The following is a 23,210-nucleotide window of genomic DNA, read 5'->3' on the forward strand; positions in this document are numbered from 1 at the left end:
CCTGCCGACGCCGCGCGCTCGTCGCGGCGTCTTTTTCATTGCTAACGGAATCTATCATGTTCAGGACAACTCAGGCCGCTGGCCTGCTTTTGCTGTCGTTTGCCTCAGCCCAGGCCCTTGCTTCCTCCGACGGCGGCGCCTGCCCGTGGGGCGCAGAGTATTGCTATCTCTCCGGCGAGCCCTGGCTTGACCCGGCCAGCGACACGCGCGATAACCTTATCCGCCTGGTCACGCGCGAGAAACCGCTGGCGCTGCCGGTGCTGCCCTTCCCGAAGGAGATCGCCCGCAGCCGCAGCTACTACTTTGGGACGCACCTCGACGAGTGGTATGACGCCCCGTCCGACGCCCCGCAGCCCGAAGCAACGCCCACTCCGCTGAGCGCGACGCTGGCCGCTCAGCGTACCGCGCTGGGGCTGGAACAGACCCCGCTCAGCGGCGAGGCCGATGCCGAGCGGGAGAACCGCTTTGTCTCTAACACCCTGCCGACGGTATCGGCGTTTTTCGCCGCGCTGCTGGCGGAAAAAAACCTGACGCCTGAGGAGCGCCGGGCACTGGCCGAGGCACGGCTCGCGCTGTACACCGCCCCGGCCGATGCCGGCGCGACGCTGGCGACGCTGAAACCGGGCGATAACCCAGCCGCGCAGGCGTTTCGCGACTACCTGGCCGCCAGCGCGGCGTTCTATCAGGGCGACTACCCCGAGGCGAACCGCGGCTATACCGCTCTCGTCGCCGCGTCGCAGCCCTGGGTGTCAGAAACCGCCCGCTATATGCTGATGCGCACGGCCCTCAACCACAGCACGCAGAACGCCACCGACGAGTACGGTTTCTTCAATAACCAGGCAATCGACGCCGCAGCGGTGCAGCAGGCGCGGGACTATGCGAAAGCCTATCTCACTGCCTGGCCTGAAGGCCAGTACGCTGATTCCGCCACCGGCATGCTGCGCCGTATCGCCTGGTATCAGCAGGACTGGAAAACCCTGGCAGGGGATCTCGAGCAGCAACTGACCGCCGCCGACACCAGCGACACGCTGATCGCGGATATCGCCGAAACCGAGAGTAAGCTGCAAAACGGGATCGTCAGCTGGCAACGCGACGTCTTCGCCAGTGCAGACCAGGCCCCGCGTATCGCCGCGACGGAAATTCTGCGTAAGCTGCGCGACGGTGATAAAGCCGCCATCACGCCGCAGATGCTGGACAGCCTCAAGCCCGCCTATGAAAAAGCCTCGCTGCTGCCGCTGTGGAACTACCTGCATCACGCCCGCCAGTTCTGGCAGGAGGCCGACTACGAGGCGATCCTCGCCAGTCCGCCCGCCGCACAGACCGCACCGCAGCCCGATCTCATTTTGTTCAGCGAGCAAGTGCTCTACGGCGATGCGCTGATGGCGAAGAAGCAGTGGGCCGAGGCGGACAGCTGGTGGCTGCGCCTGCTGAAAGATCGCCCGCTCAGCGAACAGCAACAGCTGCTGGAAAAACGCCTGATGGAGACGCGTATCCAGCGCGGCGAGCCGGAGGCGATTTTTGCTGCGGATAGCCCGATAACCAACCTTTACTGGCGCTCCCTGACGCTGAAGTCTGCGGCATCACCCGCGCTGCTGCGCCGTCAGGCGGAGCACGGCATCAATGATGAAGAGCGCACTATCGCGCTGCACACCCTGCTGACCCGGGATCTGATGGCCGGTGACTATCAGGGCTATCTCAAGGATAAGACGCTGCGCCAGCATATTACCGGCACCATCAGCGCCAGCGATTTTAAGGATGTGGATCTCGCCACCTTCGACTGGGACGGTACCGCGACCACTAAAGGCTACGTGTGCCCTTCGCTGGACCAGACCGTCGGCACCCTGGTGAAAAAGCCTGAGGATGGCCATGCGCTGAACTGCCTCGGGGAGTTTATTTTCACCACCGGAGTTGAAGTCAGCACCGCGCCGGAGATGACGGATACGATGCTGTGGAACCTGTCGGAAACCGACCCGGCCTTCAGCCCGCCGGATCGTCAGGCGCTCTACCAGCGCGTTATCGCCAGCCCCGGCGTTGAGCCGGAAGATAAGAGCTACGCGCTGTACCGGGCGGTGATGTGCTACGCCCCGTCGGGCTATAACCACTGCGGTGGCAAAGAGGTAAGCAAAGCCACGCGCCAGGCCTGGTTTAGCCAGCTGAAGAAACGCTATCCGGGCAGCGTATGGGCGCAAAAGCTCAAGTACTACTGGTAATCGCCCTGCTGCTGGCTACGCCGGTACGGGCGGCTGGCGAGGCGCGGGTGCAGGCCGACGCCTACCAGGCCTTCTGGCTCTGGTCAGGCGTGCGGGCGACGCCATCGATGCGCCAGGCGCAGGTGGTCTATCTGCATCAGGGCGATGTGGTGGCCTACCCGCAGCGGACGGTGTTTTCACGCCTTGGGATGCCGGTAAGCCGACTCGCGGTGCCCGCGGTGTGGATCACGGTGCGTATCGCCACGCTTGATATTCCTGATGCGATCCTGGATCGCGTGCTGCGCCTGCCCGACCGCTGGACGGCGGCGGGAAACCAGGTGCTGGGTTTGCAGATCGATTTCGATGCGGCCACGCACCGTCTGGCGGACTATGCCGATTTCCTTCGTCAGGTACGCCAGCGACTGCCGGCGCACTACGCCCTCGGGGTTACCGGCCTGCTCGACTGGGCGAAAACCGGCAACGTAGAGGTGCTCAACGGCCTGCCGGTGGATGAACTGGTGGTGCAGACCTATCAGGGACGGCATACGGTGCCGGGCTACCAGCGCTATCTTCCCGCGCTGCGCGGGCTGCGTATTCCGTTCAAAATCGGGGTGGTCGAACACGGCGAGTGGGACCCAGGCGACGAGCGCGAGCTGGCCGCATCGCCCTTCTATCGCGGCGCGGTGGTGTTCATGCTGGGCAACGCGCCGCCGTGATCACGCCCCGACCTTGCGGTGGCAGCAGCCGGAGAGATTATCGATAATCGGGCAGTCGGCGCTGTCGTCGCCCGGACAGGCGGCGGCCAGCGTCAGCAGCTGCTGGCGCATCGACTGCAGCTCCTCGATATGGCGTTCGATCTCCGCCACCTTGTGCAGGGTGCGCGCTTTCACGTCCGCGCTGTGACGGGCCGGATCGTTAAACAGGTGCACCAGCTCTTTGCACTCCTCCAGGTTAAACCCTACCTGGCGGGCCTGACGCAGCAGCGTCAGCTCATCAAGGTGCCGCTGGCTGTAGGTGCGGTAGCCGTTTTCACCCCGGGCCGGTGGCGTCACCAGCCCCTTCTCTTCATAAAAGCGAATTGCCTTGCTGGTTAAGCCGGTTTTTTTCGCCACGTCGCTGATATTCATGCTTTCCCCTTGACCTTCCCCTTGATGGAAGGTTTACCCTTACTGACAGTTCGGTAAAAAACATCAACCCGGTCAATATCTGTACGACCGATTATACAGGAGGAGCATCATGTCTCACACTATTGAACTGGCCCTGGACGGCCTCACCTGCGGGCACTGCGTCAAACGCGTGAAAGAAAGCCTGGAGAAACGTCCGGACGTGGAACAGGCGGAGGTCACCCTGACCTCTGCGCAGGTGACCGGCAGCGCCTCTGCGGACGCGCTGATCGACACCGTTAAAGAAGCCGGATACGACGCCACTCTCAGCCACCCAAAGGCTAAACCGCTGACAGAGTCAGAAATCCCGTCGGAAGCACTGACAGCGGTTCCCGAGACGCTTCCGGCAGACGCGCCGTTTGATGACAGCCAGCAGTTGCTCATCACCGGCATGAGCTGCGCCAGCTGTGTCACCCGGGTCCAGAAAGCGCTGTCCGGCGTCGAGGGCGTGACGCAGGCACGGGTCAACCTTGCGGAGCGCACGGCGCTGGTGATGGGCCACGCCTCCGCAACCGATTTACTTCGCGCGGTAGAGAACGCCGGCTACGGCGCGGAAGCCATTGAGGATGACAACGCGCGCCGCGAGCGCCAGCAGCAGACCGCGCTGGCCGCGATGAAGCGCTTCCGCTGGCAGGCCGCGCTGGCGCTGGCGGTGGGTATCCCGGTGATGATCTGGGGAATGGTCGGCGACAACATGATGGTCACCGAGGCCAACCGCACGCTGTGGCTGGTGATTGGCCTGATTACGCTGGCGGTGATGGTGTTCGCCGGCGGCCACTTCTACCGCAGCGCCTGGAAAAGCCTGATGAATCGCACCGCCACGATGGATACCCTCGTGGCGCTGGGAACCGGGACGGCGTGGCTCTATTCCATCAGCGTGAACCTGTGGCCGCAGTGGTTCCCGATGGAAGCACGCCATCTCTATTACGAAGCCAGCGCAATGATTATTGGTCTGATTAACCTCGGCCATATGCTGGAAGCCCGCGCCCGTCAGCGCTCGTCAAAAGCGCTGGAACGCCTGCTGGATCTCACCCCGCCCACTGCGCGCGTGGTGACCGGGAGCGGTGACAAAACCGTGCCGCTGGCCGAGGTGACCGCCGGGATGATCCTGCGGCTGACCACCGGTGACCGCGTACCGGTGGACGGCGATATCACCCAGGGCGAGGCCTGGTTCGACGAAGCGATGCTGACCGGCGAACCGGTGCCGCAGCAGAAAGGTGATGGGGCACCGATCCACGCGGGTACCATGGTGCAGGATGGCAGCGTGCTGTTTCGCGCCAGCCGCACCGGTAACCAGACCACGCTGGCGCGCATTATCCATCTGGTTCGTCAGGCCCAGAGCAGCAAGCCGGAGATCGGCAAGCTGGCCGACCGTATCTCCGCGGTATTTGTCCCGGTCGTGGTGGCGATAGCGCTGTTCAGCGGTGCCATCTGGTACCTGTTTGGTCCCGCGCCGCAGATTGTTTACGCGCTGGTGATCACCACCACGGTGCTGATCATTGCCTGCCCCTGTGCGCTCGGCCTGGCAACCCCGATGTCGATCATCTCCGGCGTCGGCCGTGCGGCTGAGTTTGGGGTGCTGGTGCGCGATGCCGATGCCCTGCAACGCGCCAGCGAGCTGGATACCCTGGTGTTCGATAAAACCGGGACCCTCACCGAGGGCAAGCCGCGCGTCGTGGCGGTCGAGGTCGCCGGCGGCCACACCGAGGCCGATGCGCTGCGTCTGGCGGCGGCGCTGGAGCAAGGCTCCAGCCATCCGCTGGCGCAGGCAATCCTCGATAAGGCGAACGCCTCTTCGCTGCCGACGGTTAACGCCTTCCGCACGCTGCGCGGCCAGGGGGTGTCAGGCGAGGTTGAGGGCCAGCGACTGCTGCTCGGTAACGCTGCGCTGATGCACGACAACGGCATTGATACGGCCCCGCTGGCGCAGGCGATGGAGCAGCAGGCCCGGCACGGCAGTACGCCGGTGCTGCTGGCGATAGACGGTACGCTGGCCGCCCTGCTGGCGATCCGCGATCCGCTGCGTGAGGACAGCCGTGCCGCACTGGCGCGTCTGCACAGCCAGGGCTACCGTCTGGTGATGCTTACCGGCGACAACCAGACCACGGCGCAGGCGATTGCCCAGGATGTGGGGATCGATGAGGTGATCGCCGGTGTGCTGCCCGATGGCAAAGCCAGCGCGATCCAGGCGTTGCAGCGCGACGGGCATAAGGTGGCGATGGTGGGCGACGGCATCAACGATGCCCCTGCGCTGGCCCAGGCCGACGTGGGTATCGCCATGGGCGGCGGCAGCGACGTGGCGATTGAAACGGCGGCCATCACCCTGATGCGCCACAGCCTCACCGGCGTCGCCGATGCACTGGATATCTCCCGCGCCACGCTGCGAAACATGAAGCAGAACCTGCTGGGGGCGTTTATCTATAACTCGCTCGGCATCCCGATTGCGGCCGGTATTCTCTGGCCGCTCACCGGCACGCTGCTCAACCCGGTGGTGGCCGGCGCGGCGATGGCGCTCTCGTCTATCACCGTGGTCAGCAACGCCAACCGCCTGCTGCGGTTTACGCCGAAAAAGTGACCCGCTGCCGCCACCGCATCGTCGGTGGCGGCGTCCCGCCATTTGCACCTTCCTGCCGGGCGCGCTAGCATGATCTTTTAGCCCCGGAGGAATGATGAGCCTGTTCAGTCGCTTACACGCCTGGTTGTCTGGCCTGACCGCAGGCAGCTATCCGTGGCCAGCCATCGACATCACCCTGCCCAGCGGGCGCCATCTTCATCTGGTGGGCAGCATCCATATGGGCACCCGCGATATGGCACCGCTCCCCGCACGCCTGGTACAGAAGATTGCCGCCGCCGACGCGCTGTTTGTCGAAGCCGATATCAGCGGCAGCAATGCCCCGTTCCGCACCCCGGATTATGACCAGCCGCTCAGCGCGCGCCTCGCGCCCGAACTCTACGCCCGGTTGCGTCAGCGGGCGGACGAGCTGGCTCTGGATATGGGAACGTTTGACTGGCAGCCGCCCTGGCAGGTGGCGCTGGTGATGCAGGCGCACCAGGCGCAGCGCCTCGGTTTACGCCCGGATTACGGCATTGATGTGCAGATGATCGCTGCCGCCCAGGCATCCACCGTGCCGCTCAGAGAGCTGGAAGGCACCGAGAGCCAGATGTCGCTGCTGGAAACGCTGCCGGACGAAGGGCTTAGCCTGCTGGAGGATACCCTCACCCACTGGCATACCAACGCCCGCCTGCTGCAGCTGATGGTGAGCTGGTGGCTGGATGCGCCGCCGCGTCAGAAAAACGTCGCGCTGCCCGCGACCTTCGGCCACGAGCTCTACGATGTGCTGATGCACCAGCGCAACCGCCACTGGTGCGAGGTCATGCGCGCCCTGCCGCCGGGTCGCTATGTGGTCGCGGTGGGGGCGTTGCATCTTTACGGTGAGGGGAATCTGCCGCAGCTGCTGCGCAGTGGATAAAAAAACGGCCAATATCGCTATTGGCCCGTCAAAGAGGAACGTCATTATTGTTGTGGTTATCCTGCGGCTTGCACCAGCAGTGGTTAAAAATTGTCTCGCAAACGCCCGGTGACTACCAGAACAATTAAGCAAGCTGGTACTATTTTTTCCCGTTGACCGCAGCGTAAGCTGGGCCAGGTTGATGAAAAAGGCAGAAATAAACATGACACCCGCAGTTAACTTACTCGAAAAACAGGGCATCGCCTTCCGGCTCCACACCTATGAGCACGATCCTCACGAAACTAATTTTGGTGACGAAGTGGTGCGCAAGCTCGGGCTTGATGCCGACCAGGTGTATAAAACGTTACTGGTGTCGATGAATGGCGACCCGAAACAGATGGCGGTCGCGGTGACGCCGGTGGCGACGCAGCTGGATTTGAAAAAGGTGGCGAAAGCGCTCGGTGCGAAGAAGGTTGAGATGGCCGATCCGATGGTGGCGCAGCGTACCACCGGCTATCTGGTGGGGGGCATTAGCCCGCTGGGGCAGAAAAAGCGTCTACCGACGCTGATCGACGCTCCCGCCCAGGGGTTTCCCACCATCTATGTCTCCGGTGGGAAACGCGGGCTGGATATTGAACTGGCGGCGGCGGATCTCGCCCGCCTGCTGAACGCAACGTTCGCGGATATCGCGCGCCGGGACTAACGCCGTTTCCCCGGCCCTCTTCCGGAGGGCCGGGTCTGCTGTCGCCAGGGGGCGCTATGCGTCCCCTGGCAGCCTCTTACTGCCACACCACCTCGCCTTTCGGCTCCAGGGTGCCGATATCCAGCGGTGAATTCTGCTGGATATACTGTTTCAGCGCTTCCGCATCCACAAAGCCGGTATTGACGTACCCCGGTTTGGTATCGATATGCGGATAACCATCCCCGCCGGTGGCGTTGAAGCTGAGCGTCGCCATGCGGTAGGTTTTCGCTGCGTCTACCGGTTCCCCTTTGATTTTCAGGTCGCTGAGGGTGCCGTTGCGGGCGGTAAAGCTGACGTTGGCGAACTGCGGGTAGGCACCGGAATCGGGCTTCATCTGCGCCACCGCGGTCAGGTAGTCGGTCACCTCTTTGCCGGTCATGTCGACGTAGACCAGGGTGTTGCCAAAGGGTTGTACCTTGAGCACGTCTTTATAGGTGATGTCCCCCGGCTCGATGGAGTCGCGAATGCCGCCGCCGCTCATCACGGCAAAATCGGCCTGGGTGCGCGCCATCTGGGCGTTGAGGATCAGACGCCCCATGCTGGTCTGCACGAAACGCACTTTGCTGCGGTCCCCTTCCAGCCTGCCGTTAACGCTGCCGATCTTCACGCCAAGCTGCGCTTTGCCCTTGTTCTGGAACGGGGTCAGCAGCGAGAGCATCGGCTGGTTCTCCGGAATTTCCGGGGTATAGAGTACGCGCTCACTCTCACCGTTATCCCAGGTAATCTTTTTCTTCAGGTTGATGGGGATCAGCTGGTAGCGCACCAGTTTCATCTCGCCGTTGCGGAAGGTGAAGTCGGCCCGCCCGACGTATTTCCCCCACTCGTGCGCCTGTACGATCCAGGTGCCGTTCTGCTGGTCCGGTGCGCACGGCGTGCCGGGCACGTAGTCCGCCTGCTTTTTATTCTCCCCGGCCATGCAGACCGGATCCTGTGAGTGACCACCCACAATCATTGTCAGCGCACCCGTGGGCAGCGCGCGCGCCAGTTCCACGTCGCCCGGCGCGTTGGAGCCGTGGTTGCCGTTATCGTAGTGGCCCATATGGGTCACCGCGATAATCACGTCCGGCTTCTCGGTCTGTTGCAGCTCCTGAATCACCAGCTTCGCTTCGTCGGCGGGTTTGCGGAACTCGATATCGGTGAAGAATTCCGGATTGCCGATTTTCGCAGTGTCATCGGTGGTCAGGCCCAGCACCGCGATTTTAATGTCCTGCGGTTTGAAAAGCGCCCAGGGTTTGAACAGCCGCTGGTTGGTACTTTTCTGGTAAATGTTGGCCGACAGGAACGGGAATTTCGCCCACTTCTCCTGCTGGCGCAGCACGGTGAGCGGGTTATCGAACTCGTGGTTGCCCACCGCCATCGCGTCATAGCCGATAAGGTTCATGCCGCGAAAATCGGGTTCCGCGTCCTGGAGATCCGACTCCGGCACGCCGGTATTGATGTCGCCGCCGGAGAGCACCAGCACGCTGCCGCCGCTGGCCTTCACTTCCTTGCGCACTTTATCCACCAGCGTTTTTTGCGCCGCCAGCCCGTACTCGCCATATTCGTTACGCCAGAAGTGGCCATGATGATCGTTGGTGTGCAGGATCGTCAGGTTATAGGTTTTATCCTGCTCCCAGGCGAACGCCGGTTGGCTGAGGGCGCTGAGCGTGGTCAGCAGCGCCAGCGCCAGGCTTTTGGGTAAAAACGTCATTTCTCTCTCCCTGAAGGTGTCGTAAAGGCTGAAATTACAGTGGGCTGACAGGATCTACAAATAAGATTTCAAAATTGCGACTTTCCTCAAATGACGGGTAACGGTATGTTAGCCAGATAATAATACGCAGGCTGAACGACCTCGTTTCTCCCTTCACCTTTGTAACGTTGGAATCTATGGCTATCAGTGAACAAACCGGCGCGCTGGCCGGTAAACCCGCGTCCTCACCCCCGGCCCGAACCGCCTTTGGTATTCTCGGCGCGATCAGCCTGTCGCACCTGCTCAACGACATGATCCAGTCGCTGATCCTGGCGCTTTATCCGCTGTTGCAGGCCGACTTTTCCCTGTCGTTTATGCAGATAGGGATGATCACCCTCACCTTCCAGCTGGCATCATCGCTGCTGCAGCCGTTCGTGGGCTACTACACCGATAAGTACCCGATGCCCTGGTCGCTGCCGATCGGCATGTGCTTCACCCTGTGCGGCCTGATCCTGCTGGCGATGGCGGGCAGCTTTACCACCGTGCTGATCGCCGCAGCGCTGGTGGGCACCGGCTCATCGGTGTTTCACCCGGAGTCCTCCCGGGTGGCACGCATGGCGTCCGGCGGGCGTCACGGCCTGGCCCAGTCCCTGTTCCAGGTGGGCGGCAACTTCGGCAGTTCGCTTGGACCACTGCTGGCGGCGCTGATTATCGCCCCTTACGGCAAAGGCAACGTCGGCTGGTTTGTGCTGGCCGCGCTGCTGGCGATTGTGGTGCTGGTGCAGATCAGCCGCTGGTACGCCGCGCAGCAGAAGGTGAATAAAGGTAAGCCGGTTGAGCGGGCGGTGAATCCGCTGCCGCGTAAAAAAGTAGTGCTGGCGATCGGGATCCTGCTGGCGCTGATTTTCTCGAAGTACTTTTATATGGCGAGCATCAGCAGCTACTTCACCTTCTACCTGATGGATAAGTTCGGCATCGGCGTGCAGACCTCACAATTCTACCTGTTTGCGTTTCTGTTTGCCGTGGCGGCCGGAACGGTGATCGGTGGCCCCGTCGGGGACAAAATCGGGCGTAAATACGTTATCTGGGGATCGATTCTCGGCGTGACGCCCTTTACCCTGCTGCTGCCCTGGGCTTCGCTGTGGTGGACCGGGGTACTGATTGTGATTATCGGCTTTATCCTCGCCTCGGCGTTTTCGGCGATTCTGGTCTATGCCCAGGAGCTGCTGCCGGGACGCATCGGCATGGTGTCCGGGCTGTTCTTCGGCTTTGCCTTTGGGATGGGCGGCCTCGGCGCGGCAGTGCTGGGGGTGGTGGCCGATCATACAAGTATCGATCTGGTCTATAAGATCTGCGCTTTCCTGCCTCTGCTGGGGATTTTGGCAATCTTCCTCCCTGAAAACCGCCATAAAGCGTGACTGTTGATGGCCTGTAATATGATACAGGCCATTTTCTAACGCTGGTTTTACGCAGCCCTCCATGAAATAACCTGCGGATAACCCTTGATTTCACATTTTTCGTCTTCAAATGCCTTTTTTCATTAGCATTCAACAATTATTCACAAACGCCGATAAGTAATTTGTCATAAACTATTTACTGGAGTTATGGCTTATCGTCCCGAGCCGGGCGCTACGCCATAGTGGATCAACGAATAACGAAAGGAGACGGAATGCATCACGCCACCCCGCTAATCACCACCATTGTCGGCGGCCTTGTGCTCGCTTTTTTGCTCGGCATGCTGGCGACCAGGCTTCGCATATCACCTCTGGTCGGATATTTGTTAGCAGGCGTCCTCGCAGGGCCGTTTACTCCAGGTTTCGTTGCCGATACCAAACTTGCGCCGGAGCTCGCTGAGCTGGGCGTCATTCTGCTGATGTTTGGTGTGGGTCTTCACTTCTCCCTTAAGGATTTGATGGCGGTAAAGTCGATCGCCATTCCCGGCGCCATCGCCCAGATAGTGGTGGCCACGCTGCTGGGTATGGCGCTCTCCTTCTTCCTTGACTGGTCGCTGATGACCGGCATCGTCTTCGGGCTGTGTCTCTCCACCGCCAGTACCGTGGTACTGCTGCGCGCCCTTGAGGAGCGGCAGCTTATCGACAGCCAGCGCGGGCAGATCGCGATTGGCTGGCTTATCGTTGAAGATCTGGTGATGGTGCTGACGCTGGTGCTGCTCCCTGCCGTCGCCGGCATGGTTGAGAAAGGCGACGTTGGCTTTGCCACCCTGAGCCTCGATTTAGGGCTGACCATCGGTAAAGTGGTGGCGTTTATCGCCCTGATGATGCTGGTGGGCCGCCGTCTGGTTCCCTGGATCCTCGCTCGCAGCGCGGCGACCGGCTCCCGGGAGCTGTTTACCCTCTCGGTGCTGGCGCTGGCGCTCGGCATCGCCTTCGGGGCGGTGGAGCTGTTCGACGTCTCCTTTGCGCTGGGCGCGTTCTTCGCCGGGATGGTGCTGAACGAATCTGAGCTCAGCCACCGCGCGGCGCACGACACGCTGCCGCTGCGCGACGCGTTTGCGGTGCTGTTCTTCGTGTCGGTGGGGATGCTGTTCGACCCGATGGTGCTGCTCCAGCAGCCGCTGGCGGTGCTTGGCACGGTCGCCATCATCGTCTTTGGTAAGTCGCTGGCGGCCTTTGCGCTGGTGAAAATGTTCGGTCACTCGCACCGCACGGCCCTGACCATCGCCACCAGCCTGGCGCAGATCGGTGAGTTTGCCTTCATCCTGGCGGGCCTCGGTATGGCGCTCGACCTGCTGCCGCAGGAGGGTCAGAATCTGGTGCTGGCCGGCGCCATCCTGTCGATTATGCTCAACCCGATCCTGTTCGCCATCCTTGAGAAGTACCTGGATAAGACCGAAACGCTGGAAGAGCAGACCCTGGAAGAGGCCATCGAAGACGAGAAGCAGATCCCGGTGGATATCTGCAACCACGCGCTGCTGGTGGGCTTTGGCCGCGTCGGCAGCCTGCTGGGCGAGAAGCTGCTGGCCCAGGGTATTCCGCTGGTGGTGATTGAAACCTCACGCAGCCGCGTGGATGAGCTGCGCGAGCGCGGTATCCGGGCGGTGCTGGGAAATGCGGCAAACGAAGAAATTCTCGCGCTGGCACACCTCGACTGCGCGCGCTGGCTGCTGCTGACCATTCCAAACGGCTACGAGGCGGGTGAGATTGTCACTACCGCCCGCGCGAAGTGCCCGGATATCGAGATTATCGCCCGGGCGCACTATGACGATGAGGTGGACTACATCGCGGAACGGGGTGCAAATGAGGTGGTGATGGGCGAGCGAGAGATTGCCAACACCATGCTGGCGCTGCTGGACAAGAAAACCCCGGACGATATCGACGTGGCGCCGACCCCACACCCGACGCTACAGCAGTAACGCCCTTGACGTTGTCCTCCTCATATCGCGAGGAGGACGCGTATCCTTTCAGGCCGACGGCGCAAGCCTGCGCTTACCCGCCGTTACCCCTTACCGATCCCAGTATGCCTCTTCGAGGCTGTCCTCACGCTCCGGCAGCCCGCGGGTCAGACGCGGCGAGTGCTGGTTCAGGACCTGATAGCTCACGCGGTTGGCGTACTTGCACACCTGGGCCAGCGACGAATAGGTCAGCCAGGTGAACTGGTGCTTGCTGGAGTTCGGCACGTTGTTGCGGTGGTAGTTGTTGGCGGTGATATCGTGCAGCAGCGCGGCTAACGCGCCGTCGCCCGCCCCGTTGGTATTCATGATCTTCTCCGGCCCGCCCATGTATGGCGCGATATGGGAGTAGATACGCAGCGGGTTCTGGCAGTCCTGGTAGCGCATGGCGCGGCTGAACTCATACTGGTTGAACTCGGCAATCGCCCCCGGCAGCAGCGGATGCTGGGTTTTACGCTTCGCCTCTTCTTCGGTGAAGCCCGCCATAAAGAGCCCGACCGGTCCGGCGGTGCAGAGCACCAGATCCACCCAGTCGAGCGCCTTATCGGCCGCCATCAGCGGGTCGCTTTCGCCGGTCAGCGCTTCGCCCTCTTCTTCGTTCATGGCGAGAATCGACACGTGCTCTTTCAGGAAATCGCGCCACCACTGCGGGTTATCGGCAATCACGTATTTGGTGCCGAGCGTCAGCACCACCGGCACGTTGTACTTTTTGGCGTAGGCGATGGCCTGCATGGTGGCATCCGGCATCGGTTCGCCCGGCTTGCAGCGCACCAGATAAGACGTCAGCACCAGCGCGGATGCGCCGGCAATCACCTCTTCAGGAATGCTCTCCGGGCGCAGCTGGTTCATCTGGCCGGGGCTGATGGCGAAGGTACGTTCGCCGTTTTCACCGATAAGCGTAAAGCAGCGGCCAATCGCCCCGTCCACGCCCTGCAGATAGTTGAGGTCGGTGCGGCTGGAGGTGTTGCACAGGTAGCGGTACGCGTAGCTGCCGATCTGCACGTTATTGCACATCACGCCGAGCAGCACCGAGCGGTCATCCGCCAGCGCCGAGTAGTTGTGCATGGTGTTGCCGATGGTGCCGCCGGCAAACTGATGGGTAATCAGATTCTCACGCACCAGTTCCTGATAAAGCGCTTCCGCGACGTCATCTTCAATAACCAGCGAGTGGCCGAGGCTCAGACCGTAGCGGGCGACAAACTCGTCATCGACCTTCGCTTCGATATCCACCAGCGTCTGGTCAATGCCAACCACCCACGAGGTGCCGATTTCGCTTTCGGGCTGAATCGGCTGGAGCAGCGGATCGCGGTTATTGACGGGGAAATAGTGTTTGGATTTACGTTTACCGGGAAATTTCATGGTCTTGCTTTACGCCTGGGGAACAGGCGGAGAATGGTAGCACACTCCCCGCCCGGCTTGCGATTAGCGGTAAGGCTGGGTCAGGTTGACCATCATGGTGATATGATCGTCATTGTCGTTAAGTGCCGGGATGTATTCGTATTTCTCTCCACCCGCCTCAAGGAAAAACTCCCGGTTCTGCACCGCGATCTCCTCCAGGGTTTCCAGGCAGTCGGCGGCAAAGCCCGGACTCATCACCTGAATGTGCTTCACGCCCTTCTCACCCAGCATTTTCAGGGTTTCGTCGGTGTACGGCGTCAGCCACGGCTCGCGGCCAAAGCGCGACTGGAAGGTCATCATCACCTTTTCCGGCGGCAGGCCAAGGGCGCTGACCAGCTCCCGGGTGGTGTCGCGGCAGCGCTGCGGGTAGTCATCGCCTTCATCGGCGTAGCGCTGCGGAATGCCGTGGTAGGAGAGCAGCAGCAGATCCGGCTCGCCGTGCTCGGCAAATGACCGACGCACGCTGTTTGCCAGCGCGGCGATATAGTCTTCGTTGGTGGCATAGTCGCGGATAAAGCTCAGCGACGGCATAAAACGGGTTTTTGTGAAGATGCGCCCCAGCTCGTCCCACACGGCCGCAACGGTTGAGCAGGAGTACTGCGGATAGAGCGGCAGCACCACGATATGGGTGACGCCCTGCGCCATCAGCGCTTTTACCGCGCTCTCAAGCGACGGCGAGCCGTAGCTCATGCCGAGCGCCACCGGAACGTCAGGGCCGAGCCGCGCCGCGAGCGCTTTCTCCTGCCGACGGCTGTAGACCATCAGCGGCGATCCCTCTTCCATCCAGACGGACTGATAGAGTTTTGCCACCCGGGGGGAGCGAATCGGCAGGATTACGCCGCGCAGCAGCGGCCACCACAGCAGGCGCGGGGTATCCACCACGCGTCTGTCGCTTAAGAACTGCCGAAGATAGCGTTTCACCGCCGCCGGGGTAGGCGCGTCGGGTGTGCCGAGGTTCGCCAGTAGAATACCTGTTTTAGCCTGACTCATTACCGTCCCTTATCTCTTAATTAGCGGCCAATTGTAACGTGAATGCACTCAAACGGAACCAATTAGTGCGAAAGGAGACGACGTCATGCGTCGCCGGACATGTTATAAAACTGTAACAAATTAACCCTACACTGGCTGCGATTTCGTTCTCCTCTGGTAATAAACGACAGGAAGCCGCAATGAGCAGACCCCTTAAGTCCGTATTCAAAAAAGAACATAGCGACGACATCAGCAACCGCAGCGACAACCCGGTATTCTCCACCGTCGCCAGCGCCTTTTTATCACGCCGCCGCTTTTTACAGATGGGCGTCGTGGCGGGCACTGCTGTCTCCTTCCCGATGCTGCTGAAGCCGGAAGAGGCGTTCGCGGCGCTGACACAGACCACGCCGTCGACGCTGGCGAAGGCCGTCTCGCTGGGCTTCACCAGCATTCCCGTGTCGTCAGAGGACAGCGTTATCGTGCCAGAGGGCTACATTGCCCGTCCGTTCTACCGCTGGGGCGACGCCACCGGCATCAGCGGCAACCTGCCGGCCTTTAAGAAAGACGCCAGCAACACCACCGACGAGCAGGCCGCCCAGGCGGGCATGCACCACGACGGTATGGCCTGGTTCAGCCTCCCGCAGGGCGGCACCAGCCCCGATCACGGCCTGCTGGCGCTCAACCACGAATACATTGATAACGGTATGCTGTTCAAGGACGGCACCGCGAACTGGAACCTCGACAAAGCGCGCAAGGGCCAGAACGCGATGGGGATCTCCGTTATCGAAGTGAAAAAGCAGGGTGACGGATGGGAAGTAGTACGCCCCTCCTCCTTCGCCCGCCGCATCACCGTTAACACGCCGATGCAGATCACCGGCCCGGCGCGCCACAATGCGCTGGTGAAAACCGCCGCCGATCCCGAAGGTGAAACCATCCTTGGCACCATGCAGAACTGCGCCAACGGCCACACGCCGTGGGGCACTTACCTGACCTGCGAAGAGAACTGGTCAGATATTTTCGTCAAAAAAGGCGAGATGACGCCGCTGGAAAAACGCTACGGCATCGCTGACGAAGATGAATCCTATCGCTGGAACGAGGTGGACGCGCGTTTTAGCGTCGATAAAACCCCGAACGAACCGAACCGCTTCGGCTGGGTGGTGGAGATCGATCCCTACAACCCAACCTCCACGCCGCGTAAACACTCGGCGCTCGGCCGTTTCAAGCATGAAGGCGCGGCGGTCACCCTGGCGGCGGACAACCGTGCGGTGGTCTACATGGGCGACGACCAGAAGTTCGAATACATCTATAAGTTCGTGTCGGACAAAAAGTATGACGCCGCCAACCGCGACGCCAACATGGCGCTGCTGGAGTCCGGTACGCTCTACGTGGCGAAATTCAACGAGGACGGTAGCGGAGAATGGCTGCCGCTGGTTTACGGTCAGAACGGCCTCGACAGCAGCAAAGGCTTCGAGAACCAGGGCGACCTGCTGGTGAAAACGCGTCTCGCGGCGGATGCGGTCGGTGCGACCAAAATGGACCGTCCGGAGTGGATCGCCGTCGATCCCCATGCGGCGGGCAGCGTCTACTGCACCCTGACCAACAACAGCGATCGCGGCAAAGAGGGCAAAGCGCCGGTGGATGCCGCCAACCCACGCGCCAACAACGTGTTCGGGCACATCATGCACTGGCTGGAAGCCGACAGCGATCCGGCTGCGACGGCCTTCAAATGGGATATCCTGGTGATGGCGGGCCGTACCGACGGCGCGGACGAGAAAGCCAAAGGCTCCATGCAGGGTGCGGCGTTCGGCAGCCCGGATGGACTGTCGTTCGACCACCGCGGCGTGCTGTGGATCCAGACCGACGTCTCTTCCAGCACCATCAACAAGAAAGCCTACCAGGATATGGGCAACAACCAGATGGTGGCGACCATTCCAGGCACCAACGAGTATCGCCGCTTCCTGACCGGGCCGCGCGGCTGCGAGATCACCGGTATCGCGTTTACCCCGGACAACCGCACGCTGTTTATCAATATTCAGCATCCGGGTGAAGGCGGTGACGACATTACCGATCCGGCCAACCCGACGGCGGTGTCAAGCTGGCCAGATGCCGATCCGGCCGGGCGCCCACGCTCGTCAACGGTGGTGATTGTCAAAGCCGACGGCGGCATGATCGGGACCTGATCCCGCGCGTCGCAGGCATAAAAAAACCGGGCATTGCCCGGTTTTTTTGTCTCGCTCAGCCTTAGCCGAGGATTTTTTCCAGCTCGGCGCGCACATCGCTCACGGCTTTGGTGCCGTCAACTTTGGCGTAACGGGTGTTACCCGCCTGCGCTTCTTTCTGGTAGTAGCCGATCAGCGGCGCGGTCATCTGGTGGTACTCCACCAGGCGTTTACGCACGGTCTCTTCCTGATCGTCTTTACGGGTAGACAGCTCTTCACCGGTCACATCGTCTTTTCCTTCCACCTTCGGCGGATTGAATTTGATGTGGTAGACGCGGCCAGAGGCGGCGTGTACGCGACGGCCCACGATGCGATCGACGATCAGCTCGTCCGGCACGTCGAACTCCAGCACGTAATCCACCTTGATGCCGGCTTCTTTCATCGCATCAGCCTGCGGAATGGTGCGCGGGAAACCGTCGAGCAGGAAGCCATTGCGGCAGTCTTCCTGTGCGATACGCTCTTTGACCAGGGCGATAACCAGTTCGTCAGTCACCAGCTTACCGGCGTCCATGATGTCTTTTGCCTGTTTGCCCAGCTCTGAGCCAGATTTCACGGCGGCACGCAGCATATCACCGGTGGAGATCTGCGGGATCCCGTATTTCTCCATGATGAACTGTGCCTGAGTGCCTTTACCTGCGCCCGGAGCGCCAAGCAGAATGATACGCATCGCGTAATTCCTCATACCTTTGAATTTTTTAATGCTTCGATTAGGGCGAAAACCATACCACTAAAGGCAGTATCACGACAAGGAAACGGGGCCGGATGCGCCGTTTCGCTCTGTTTTATGGCGTTTAAAACAGCATTTCAGATTGGTCCTGGCGAAGATGAACCTTGTGCGCCTCACGTCGCCACGCACGCGCCCCGCCGGTGAGCGCCATAAAAACAAAAAAGGCAGACGCGCGCTGCGCATCTGCCTGTTGGGCGCGGCCGTTATCTTACGACACCAGCAGCTCGTTCATACGACGGATAAACAGGTTCGGATCTTCCAGCGTGCCGCGCTCGGCGAACAGCGCCTGGTCAAGCAGCAGCTCCACCCAGCGGGTAAACTGCGCGTCGTCCTGGGTATCCGCGGTGCGTTTCACCAGCGGGTGATCCGGGTTCAGCTCGAAGATGTATTTTACTTCCGGCACCGCCTGGCCCGCTGCGGCGAACAGCTTCGCCATCTGGGTGCTCATCTCGTCGTTGTCGGTGGTGACAATCGCCGGCGTATCGGTCAGACGATGGGTCAGACGCACCTCTTTCACGCGGTCGCCGAGCAGGGTTTTCACGCGCTCAACAAACGGCTCCAGCGCTTTTTCGGCTTCTTTCGCGTTCTCATCCACTTCATCCGCCAGCTTCTCCAGCGACTCGTCGGCTTTGGCGACCGACTGGAAGGATTTGCCGTCGAACGCGGTGAGATAGCTCATCATCCACTCGTCGATGCGGTCGGAGAGCAACAGCACTTCGATGCCTTTCTTACGCAGCAGCTCCAGATGCGGGCTGCTTTTCGCGGCGGCGTAGCTGTCGGCGGTGATGTAGTAGATCTTCTCCTGCCCCTCTTTCATGCGCGCCACGTACTCTTCCAGCGACACGGTCTGCTCGGAGGAGTCGGTGTGGGTGGTGGCAAAACGCAGCAGCTTCGCGATCGCTTCCTGGTTGCCCTGATCTTCTGCCGGGCCCTCTTTCAGCACCAGGCCAAACTGCTTCCAGAAGGTCTGGTATTTTTCCGCGTCGTCTTTCGCCAGTTTCTCCAGCATCTGCAGCACGCGCCTGGTCAGCGCATTGCGCAGGTTGCGGGTGATGGTGCTGTCCTGCAGGATCTCACGCGACACGTTGAGCGGCAGATCGTTGGAGTCAACCAGACCACGCACAAAGCGCAGGTAGTTCGGCACGAACTGTTCGGCTTCGTCCATGATAAACACGCGCTGCACGTAGAGTTTCAGGCCGTGTTTATGGTCGCGGTTCCACATGTCCCACGGCGCCTGCGACGGAATATAGAGCAGGCTGGTGTACTCCTGTTTGCCCTCAACGCGGTTGTGGCTCCAGGTCAGCGGGTCAGTGAAGTCGTGGGCGATATGCTTGTAGAACTCTTTGTATTCGTCTTCGGAGATATCCGCTTTGTTGCGGGTCCACAGGGCCTGCGCCTTGTTGATTTTCTCCCAGGAGACCACGGTTTCACCGTCTTTCTCCTCTTTCTTTTCAATCTCAACCGGCAGGGCGATGTGGTCGGAGTATTTGCTGATGATCGAGCGCACGCGCCAGTCGTCGAGGAACTCGTCTTCGCCTTCGCGCAGGTGCAGGGTAATTTCGGTACCGCGATCGGCTTTGGTGATGTCGCCGACGGTGTATTCGCCTTCACCGGCGGATTCCCAGAACACCCCTTCTTCAGGGCTGACGCCCGCCGCGCGGGTGCGTACCGTAACCTTATCCGCAACGATAAACGCCGAGTAGAAGCCGACCCCGAACTGGCCGATCAGCTGGCTGTCTTTCGCCTGGTCGGAGCCCATGGATTCGAGGAAGGTTTTGGTGCCGGATTTGGCAATGGTACCCAGATGATCGATAACGTCATCGCGGGTCATACCAATACCGTTATCGGCAATGGTCAGGGTGCGCTGGTCTTTATCAAACGAAACGCGCACGTGCAGGTCGCCGTCGCCTTCGTACAGGTCCGGGTTAGACAGGGCACGAAAACGCAGCTTGTCTGCCGCATCGGAGGCGTTCGAGATAAGCTCGCGCAGGAAAATCTCTTTGTTGGAATAGAGCGAATGGATCATCAGGTGCAGAAGCTGTTTTACTTCTGACTGGAAACCACGTGTTTCTTGTCCTTTCATCGGGATAAACCTCAACAATGCCATTTATGGGGTAAAAAACAGGTTGAGAGAGAGATGGGGATGGGACAGGAGGATTTCAAGCGACAGCGCGCAACGCGCGCCATCGTTTGACTAGAAACTAATCTTGTGGCGGCCTGCCAGCGAGTGCGACAGCGTGGTGCCGTCCACCATTTCCAGTTCGCCGCCGACCGGCACGCCGTGGGCGATGCGGCTGGCGTCCACGCCATACTGCGCGCAGAGCTCGGCGATATAGTTCGCGGTTGCCTCCCCTTCCACCGTTGGGTTGGTGGCGAGGATCACCTCTTTGAGCGGCTCGGAGGCGAGACGCTGCTCCAGACGATCCAGCCCGATGTCATCCGGGCCGATGCCGTCCAGCGGTGACAGATGCCCCATCAGCACAAAGTAGCGGCCGGAGAACTGCCCGGTCTGCTCAATGGCGTGAATATCCGCCGGGCTTTCCACCACGCAAATCTGACCGTTTTCCTTGCGCCGGGCATTGGTGCAGATGTTGCACAGCTCCTGCTCGGTGAAGGTACGGCAGTCGGTGCAGTGGCCAATCTCCGACATGGCGCGGGTCAGCGACTGGGCAAGGCGCATACCGCCGCTGCGATCGCGCTGCAGCAGGGTAAACGCCATACGCTGCGCTGACTTCGGGCCAACGCCCGGCAGGCAGCGTAGCGCCTCCATTAACTGTGTTAACAGTGGGCTGGTTTGCATCAGAACGGCATCTTGAAGCCTGGCGGCAGCTGCATGCCGGAAGAGACGGACGCCATTTTCTCTTTCTGGGTCTCTTCAATGCGGCGCGCGGCGTCGTTGAACGCGGCAGCCACCAGATCTTCGAGCATGTCTTTGTCGTCTTCCAGCAGGCTCGGATCGATCTCCACGCGGCGGCAGTTGTGCGCACCGTTGATGGTCACTTTCACCAGACCTGCGCCGGACTCACCGGTCACTTCCAGCTGTGCGATCTCTTCCTGCACTTTCTGCATTTTGTCCTGCATCTGCTGGGCTTGCTTCATCAGATTACCCAGACCGCCTTTACCAAACATAGTTTTCTCTCTTCGCGTAAGGCCGTCTCACCGCAAGCGCGATAAGCGACACTGAGGTTAACGACAGACGACTCGATCGCCTGTCAAAGGGGGCGGATACTCTCTTCATCCAGATCCGCGTCAAAGAAGCGGCGCAGCGTCTGGATATTGTTATCCGCAATAATCGATTCCCGCGCCTGGGCGAGCTTCTCTTCGTAGATCGCCTGCCGCCACTCCAGCGGCGTCAGCGTCGCGGGATTATCATCTTCAATGATAGTCAGTTCAACATTGATACCGTAAAGATTAGTCATCGCCTCGGTCAGCACCTTCTGCGCGCCGGGCGAGTTGAGATGACGCTGGGTGGAGCGCAGATGCAGGCAGATACGGTTATCCTCTTGCTCTTTCCAGGCGTTAAGCGCCACCTGCTCCACCAGCTTCGGCACGTTAAGCTTGCTGACGTCCGCCGCCCAGCTGTCGCGCTCGATGGCTTCCGCCGCCAGCTTCGCGGCCAGTTCCGGCGTCTTTTCATGCTCCAGGGCGGTGCGCAGCGCTTTTGGCGTCGCCACCACCTCTTTGACTTCTTCCGTTTTGAGCTGCGAGGTCCAGCGATAGGCCTCTTTTTTTACCGGGGCCTGCTCCGCCGCCGGAGTGGCGGGGCGCGCCTGCACGCGTTCGGTCACCGAAGCGAGGCGTTCCAGCGCGCTGTTATTCACCGGCCGCGCTGTTCCTCGCGCTGCCGGTTCACCCTTTTTTGCTTTGGCTTCTCCCTGCGCGCGCTGTAGCTGGCTGCGCGCCTGGAGGACCTGGCTTGTGGCGTCCGGCAGCGGTGTCTCGCTGCGGGGCGGCGCGGCCGTCTGGGTCGGCACCGGCGGCGGATTGACCACCGGAATGGCGGCCGACGGCGCGGGCGCTGAAGGCGGGGCCACCTGCGCCGGGCGCGGAGCGGCTTCCGGTTCCGGCAGCGGCGCCTGTGGGTGGAACGCCAGCGCGCGCAGCAGGGTCATCTCGACGCCCATGCGGCGCTCCGGCGCCCACTGCAACTCTTTGCGGCCAATCAGCAGCGTCTGGTAGTAGAGCTGCAGATCGCCCGGCGAGACGGTACGCGCCAGCTCGCGCAGGCGCTGCTCGATGGCGGCCATATCGCTGCCGATGGCGGACGGCGTAAGCTGTACCATCGCGATACGGTGCAGCAGGCCGAGCATCTCCACCAGCAGGGCTTCCCACTCGATCCCGCGCGCGGCGGCATCGTTGATCAGCGCCATCACGCGCTCGCCCTCGGCGTGAACCAGGGCTTCCACCAGCGCCAGCGCCTGGTCGTCATCCAGGGTGCCGAGCATGTCGCTCACCGCCTGGGTCGTGACCTGGCCGTCGCCGCTGGCAATCGCCTGGTCGGTCAGGCTCAGCGCATCGCGCAGGCTGCCGTCGGCGGCGCGGGCCAGCAACTGAAGCGCGCGTGAATCAAAGCCGATATTTTCCTGGGTCAGCACGTGTTCGAGCTGGCCGCGGATGCTGTCCGGCTCCAGGGCTTTAAGATGGAACTGCAGGCAGCGCGACAGAATCGTGACCGGCAGCTTCTGCGGATCGGTGGTCGCCAGCAGGAATTTGACGTGCGCAGGCGGCTCTTCCAGCGTTTTCAACAGCGCGTTAAAGCTGTGACGCGAGAGCATGTGCACTTCGTCAATCAAATAGACTTTAAAGCGGCCGCGCGCCGGGGCGTACTGAACGTTGTCCAGCAGATCGCGGGTATCTTCCACTTTGGTGCGCGAGGCGGCGTCAATCTCGATCAGATCGACAAAGCGCCCCTGCTCGATTTCACGGCAGTTGTCGCACACGCCGCACGGCGTGGCGGTGATGCCAGTTTCGCAGTTAAGCCCCTTCGCCAGCAAGCGGGCGATGGAGGTTTTACCGACGCCGCGGGTACCGGAAAACAGATACGCGTGGTGAATACGACCCAGTGACAGGCCATTTGCCAGCGCGGTCAGTACATGTTCCTGGCCGACGACATCAGCGAAGGTTTGTGGACGCCATTTGCGGGCTAAGACCTGATAACTCATGGGCAGGCTCTGAGACACTTAAGGGGTGATTGCTGAGGGGGTCATGCTAACACAGCCCCACCGGATGGGCGAGGCTGCGTGTCATCAATATCCGCAGGCGTTCACAATGCGCGC

The 23,210-nt window shown here is 61.2% G+C and carries 17 protein-coding genes and 1 other annotated feature; of the genes, 8 read left to right on the plus strand and 9 right to left on the minus strand.

Annotation, left to right across the window (positions count from 1 at the left end; all coding sequences use genetic code 11):
• Window positions 1-56: 56 nt before the first annotated feature.
• Both DW58_RS08715 and DW58_RS08720 read left to right on the plus strand, forming a co-directional pair.
• Window positions 57-2,210: a hypothetical protein gene (locus DW58_RS08715; protein ID WP_083478900.1), complete on the plus strand. Its 2,154-nt coding sequence runs from the start codon at window positions 57-59 to the stop codon at window positions 2,208-2,210.
• The gene (locus DW58_RS08720) at window positions 2,180-2,905 is read left to right on the plus strand and encodes a DUF3142 domain-containing protein (RefSeq protein WP_024549606.1); all 726 of its coding nucleotides are present in this window, start codon (window positions 2,180-2,182) and stop codon (window positions 2,903-2,905) included. The genes DW58_RS08715 and DW58_RS08720 overlap by 31 nt, the downstream gene beginning before the upstream one ends.
• Here the strand turns inward: DW58_RS08720 and cueR are convergent, their stop codons facing one another.
• The gene (cueR, locus tag DW58_RS08725) at window positions 2,906-3,316 is read right to left on the minus strand and encodes a Cu(I)-responsive transcriptional regulator (RefSeq protein WP_024549605.1); all 411 of its coding nucleotides are present in this window, start codon (window positions 3,314-3,316) and stop codon (window positions 2,906-2,908) included.
• 109 nt (window positions 3,317-3,425) lie between these two features.
• Between cueR and copA the strand changes: the two genes are divergently transcribed.
• The 3 genes from copA to ybaK all read left to right on the plus strand — a co-directional run bounded on the left by copA (window position 3,426) and on the right by ybaK (window position 7,504).
• On the plus strand, window positions 3,426-5,927 hold the full coding sequence (gene copA / locus DW58_RS08730; protein ID WP_024549604.1) for a copper-exporting P-type ATPase CopA: 2,502 nt from the start codon (window positions 3,426-3,428) through the stop codon (window positions 5,925-5,927).
• A 94-nt stretch (window positions 5,928-6,021) separates the two neighbouring features.
• Window positions 6,022-6,822, plus strand: coding sequence for a TraB/GumN family protein (locus tag DW58_RS08735; RefSeq protein ID WP_024549603.1), 801 nt, complete (start codon window positions 6,022-6,024; stop codon window positions 6,820-6,822).
• Between the two features lie 202 nt (window positions 6,823-7,024).
• On the plus strand, window positions 7,025-7,504 hold the full coding sequence (gene ybaK, locus DW58_RS08740) for a Cys-tRNA(Pro)/Cys-tRNA(Cys) deacylase YbaK (protein ID WP_024549602.1): 480 nt from the start codon (window positions 7,025-7,027) through the stop codon (window positions 7,502-7,504).
• Window positions 7,505-7,580: 76 nt separating this feature from the next.
• Here the strand turns inward: ybaK and ushA are convergent, their stop codons facing one another.
• Window positions 7,581-9,233: a bifunctional UDP-sugar hydrolase/5'-nucleotidase UshA gene (gene ushA / locus DW58_RS08745; protein WP_024549601.1), complete on the minus strand. Its 1,653-nt coding sequence runs from the start codon at window positions 9,231-9,233 to the stop codon at window positions 7,581-7,583.
• Window positions 9,234-9,409: 176 nt separating this feature from the next.
• Between ushA and DW58_RS08750 the strand changes: the two genes are divergently transcribed.
• Together DW58_RS08750 and ybaL are read left to right on the plus strand one after the other, a co-directional pair.
• Entirely contained in the window at window positions 9,410-10,630 is a 1,221-nt protein-coding gene (locus tag DW58_RS08750) for an MFS transporter (RefSeq protein ID WP_024549600.1), read from the plus strand.
• Window positions 10,631-10,881: 251 nt separating this feature from the next.
• Window positions 10,882-12,585, plus strand: coding sequence for a YbaL family putative K(+) efflux transporter (ybaL, locus tag DW58_RS08755; protein ID WP_024549599.1), 1,704 nt, complete (start codon window positions 10,882-10,884; stop codon window positions 12,583-12,585).
• Window positions 12,586-12,675: 90 nt separating this feature from the next.
• Here the strand turns inward: ybaL and DW58_RS08760 are convergent, their stop codons facing one another.
• Window positions 12,676-13,980 carry an inosine/guanosine kinase gene (locus tag DW58_RS08760; protein ID WP_024549598.1) on the minus strand — a complete coding sequence of 435 codons (1,305 nt, stop codon included), beginning with the start codon at window positions 13,978-13,980 and terminating at the stop codon, window positions 12,676-12,678.
• Window positions 13,981-14,043: 63 nt separating this feature from the next.
• The gene (gene hemH / locus DW58_RS08765) at window positions 14,044-15,009 is read right to left on the minus strand and encodes a ferrochelatase (RefSeq protein WP_024549597.1); all 966 of its coding nucleotides are present in this window, start codon (window positions 15,007-15,009) and stop codon (window positions 14,044-14,046) included.
• Window positions 15,010-15,188: 179 nt separating this feature from the next.
• Here hemH and DW58_RS08770 point away from each other — a divergent pair, with 179 nt between their 5' ends.
• Window positions 15,189-17,168 (plus strand): PhoX family protein, encoded by a 1,980-nt coding sequence (locus DW58_RS08770; protein WP_024549596.1) that lies wholly within the window; start codon window positions 15,189-15,191, stop codon window positions 17,166-17,168.
• A 61-nt stretch (window positions 17,169-17,229) separates the two neighbouring features.
• Here DW58_RS08770 and adk read toward each other — a convergent pair whose 3' ends face one another.
• From adk to dnaX, 5 genes are all read right to left on the minus strand, one after another.
• Window positions 17,230-17,874 carry an adenylate kinase gene (gene adk / locus DW58_RS08775; RefSeq protein ID WP_024550994.1) on the minus strand — a complete coding sequence of 215 codons (645 nt, stop codon included), beginning with the start codon at window positions 17,872-17,874 and terminating at the stop codon, window positions 17,230-17,232.
• 268 nt (window positions 17,875-18,142) lie between these two features.
• Window positions 18,143-20,017: a molecular chaperone HtpG gene (gene htpG, locus DW58_RS08780; protein ID WP_024550995.1), complete on the minus strand. Its 1,875-nt coding sequence runs from the start codon at window positions 20,015-20,017 to the stop codon at window positions 18,143-18,145.
• Between the two features lie 111 nt (window positions 20,018-20,128).
• Window positions 20,129-20,734 carry a recombination mediator RecR gene (recR, locus tag DW58_RS08785; protein WP_024550996.1) on the minus strand — a complete coding sequence of 202 codons (606 nt, stop codon included), beginning with the start codon at window positions 20,732-20,734 and terminating at the stop codon, window positions 20,129-20,131.
• Window positions 20,734-21,063, minus strand: coding sequence for a YbaB/EbfC family nucleoid-associated protein (locus DW58_RS08790; RefSeq protein WP_024550997.1), 330 nt, complete (start codon window positions 21,061-21,063; stop codon window positions 20,734-20,736). Before DW58_RS08790 ends, recR begins: the two co-directional genes overlap by 1 nt.
• An 83-nt stretch (window positions 21,064-21,146) precedes the next feature.
• Entirely contained in the window at window positions 21,147-23,096 is a 1,950-nt protein-coding gene (dnaX, locus tag DW58_RS08795) for a DNA polymerase III subunit gamma/tau (protein ID WP_024550998.1), read from the minus strand.
• Window positions 21,750-21,814 (minus strand) — a sequence feature (DnaX frameshifting element). It overlaps the preceding gene by 65 nt.
• Window positions 23,097-23,210 lie beyond the last annotated feature (114 nt).

The sequence above is a fragment of the Siccibacter turicensis LMG 23730 genome, assembly GCF_000463155.2.
Classification (GTDB): Bacteria; Pseudomonadota; Gammaproteobacteria; order Enterobacterales; family Enterobacteriaceae; genus Siccibacter; species Siccibacter turicensis.

Bases quoted from the DNA above. Each gene is read 5' to 3' on its own strand.
- ybaK (WP_024549602.1), top strand. From the start codon at position 7,025: ATGACACCCGCAGTTAACTTACTCGAAAAACAGGGCATCGCCTTCCGG.
- recR (WP_024550996.1), bottom strand. From the start codon at position 20,734: ATGCAAACCAGCCCACTGTTAACACAGTTAATGGAGGCGCTACGCTGC.
- htpG (WP_024550995.1), bottom strand. From the start codon at position 20,017: ATGAAAGGACAAGAAACACGTGGTTTCCAGTCAGAAGTAAAACAGCTT.
- DW58_RS08715 (WP_083478900.1), top strand. From the start codon at position 57: ATGTTCAGGACAACTCAGGCCGCTGGCCTGCTTTTGCTGTCGTTTGCC.
- DW58_RS08760 (WP_024549598.1), bottom strand. From the start codon at position 13,980: ATGAAATTTCCCGGTAAACGTAAATCCAAACACTATTTCCCCGTCAAT.
- hemH (WP_024549597.1), bottom strand. From the start codon at position 15,009: ATGAGTCAGGCTAAAACAGGTATTCTACTGGCGAACCTCGGCACACCC.
- DW58_RS08735 (WP_024549603.1), top strand. From the start codon at position 6,022: ATGAGCCTGTTCAGTCGCTTACACGCCTGGTTGTCTGGCCTGACCGCA.
- dnaX (WP_024550998.1), bottom strand. From the start codon at position 23,096: ATGAGTTATCAGGTCTTAGCCCGCAAATGGCGTCCACAAACCTTCGCT.
- DW58_RS08750 (WP_024549600.1), top strand. From the start codon at position 9,410: ATGGCTATCAGTGAACAAACCGGCGCGCTGGCCGGTAAACCCGCGTCC.
- ushA (WP_024549601.1), bottom strand. From the start codon at position 9,233: ATGACGTTTTTACCCAAAAGCCTGGCGCTGGCGCTGCTGACCACGCTC.
- ybaL (WP_024549599.1), top strand. From the start codon at position 10,882: ATGCATCACGCCACCCCGCTAATCACCACCATTGTCGGCGGCCTTGTG.
- cueR (WP_024549605.1), bottom strand. From the start codon at position 3,316: ATGAATATCAGCGACGTGGCGAAAAAAACCGGCTTAACCAGCAAGGCA.
- DW58_RS08790 (WP_024550997.1), bottom strand. From the start codon at position 21,063: ATGTTTGGTAAAGGCGGTCTGGGTAATCTGATGAAGCAAGCCCAGCAG.
- copA (WP_024549604.1), top strand. From the start codon at position 3,426: ATGTCTCACACTATTGAACTGGCCCTGGACGGCCTCACCTGCGGGCAC.
- DW58_RS08770 (WP_024549596.1), top strand. From the start codon at position 15,189: ATGAGCAGACCCCTTAAGTCCGTATTCAAAAAAGAACATAGCGACGAC.
- DW58_RS08720 (WP_024549606.1), top strand. From the start codon at position 2,180: ATGGGCGCAAAAGCTCAAGTACTACTGGTAATCGCCCTGCTGCTGGCT.
- adk (WP_024550994.1), bottom strand. From the start codon at position 17,874: ATGCGTATCATTCTGCTTGGCGCTCCGGGCGCAGGTAAAGGCACTCAG.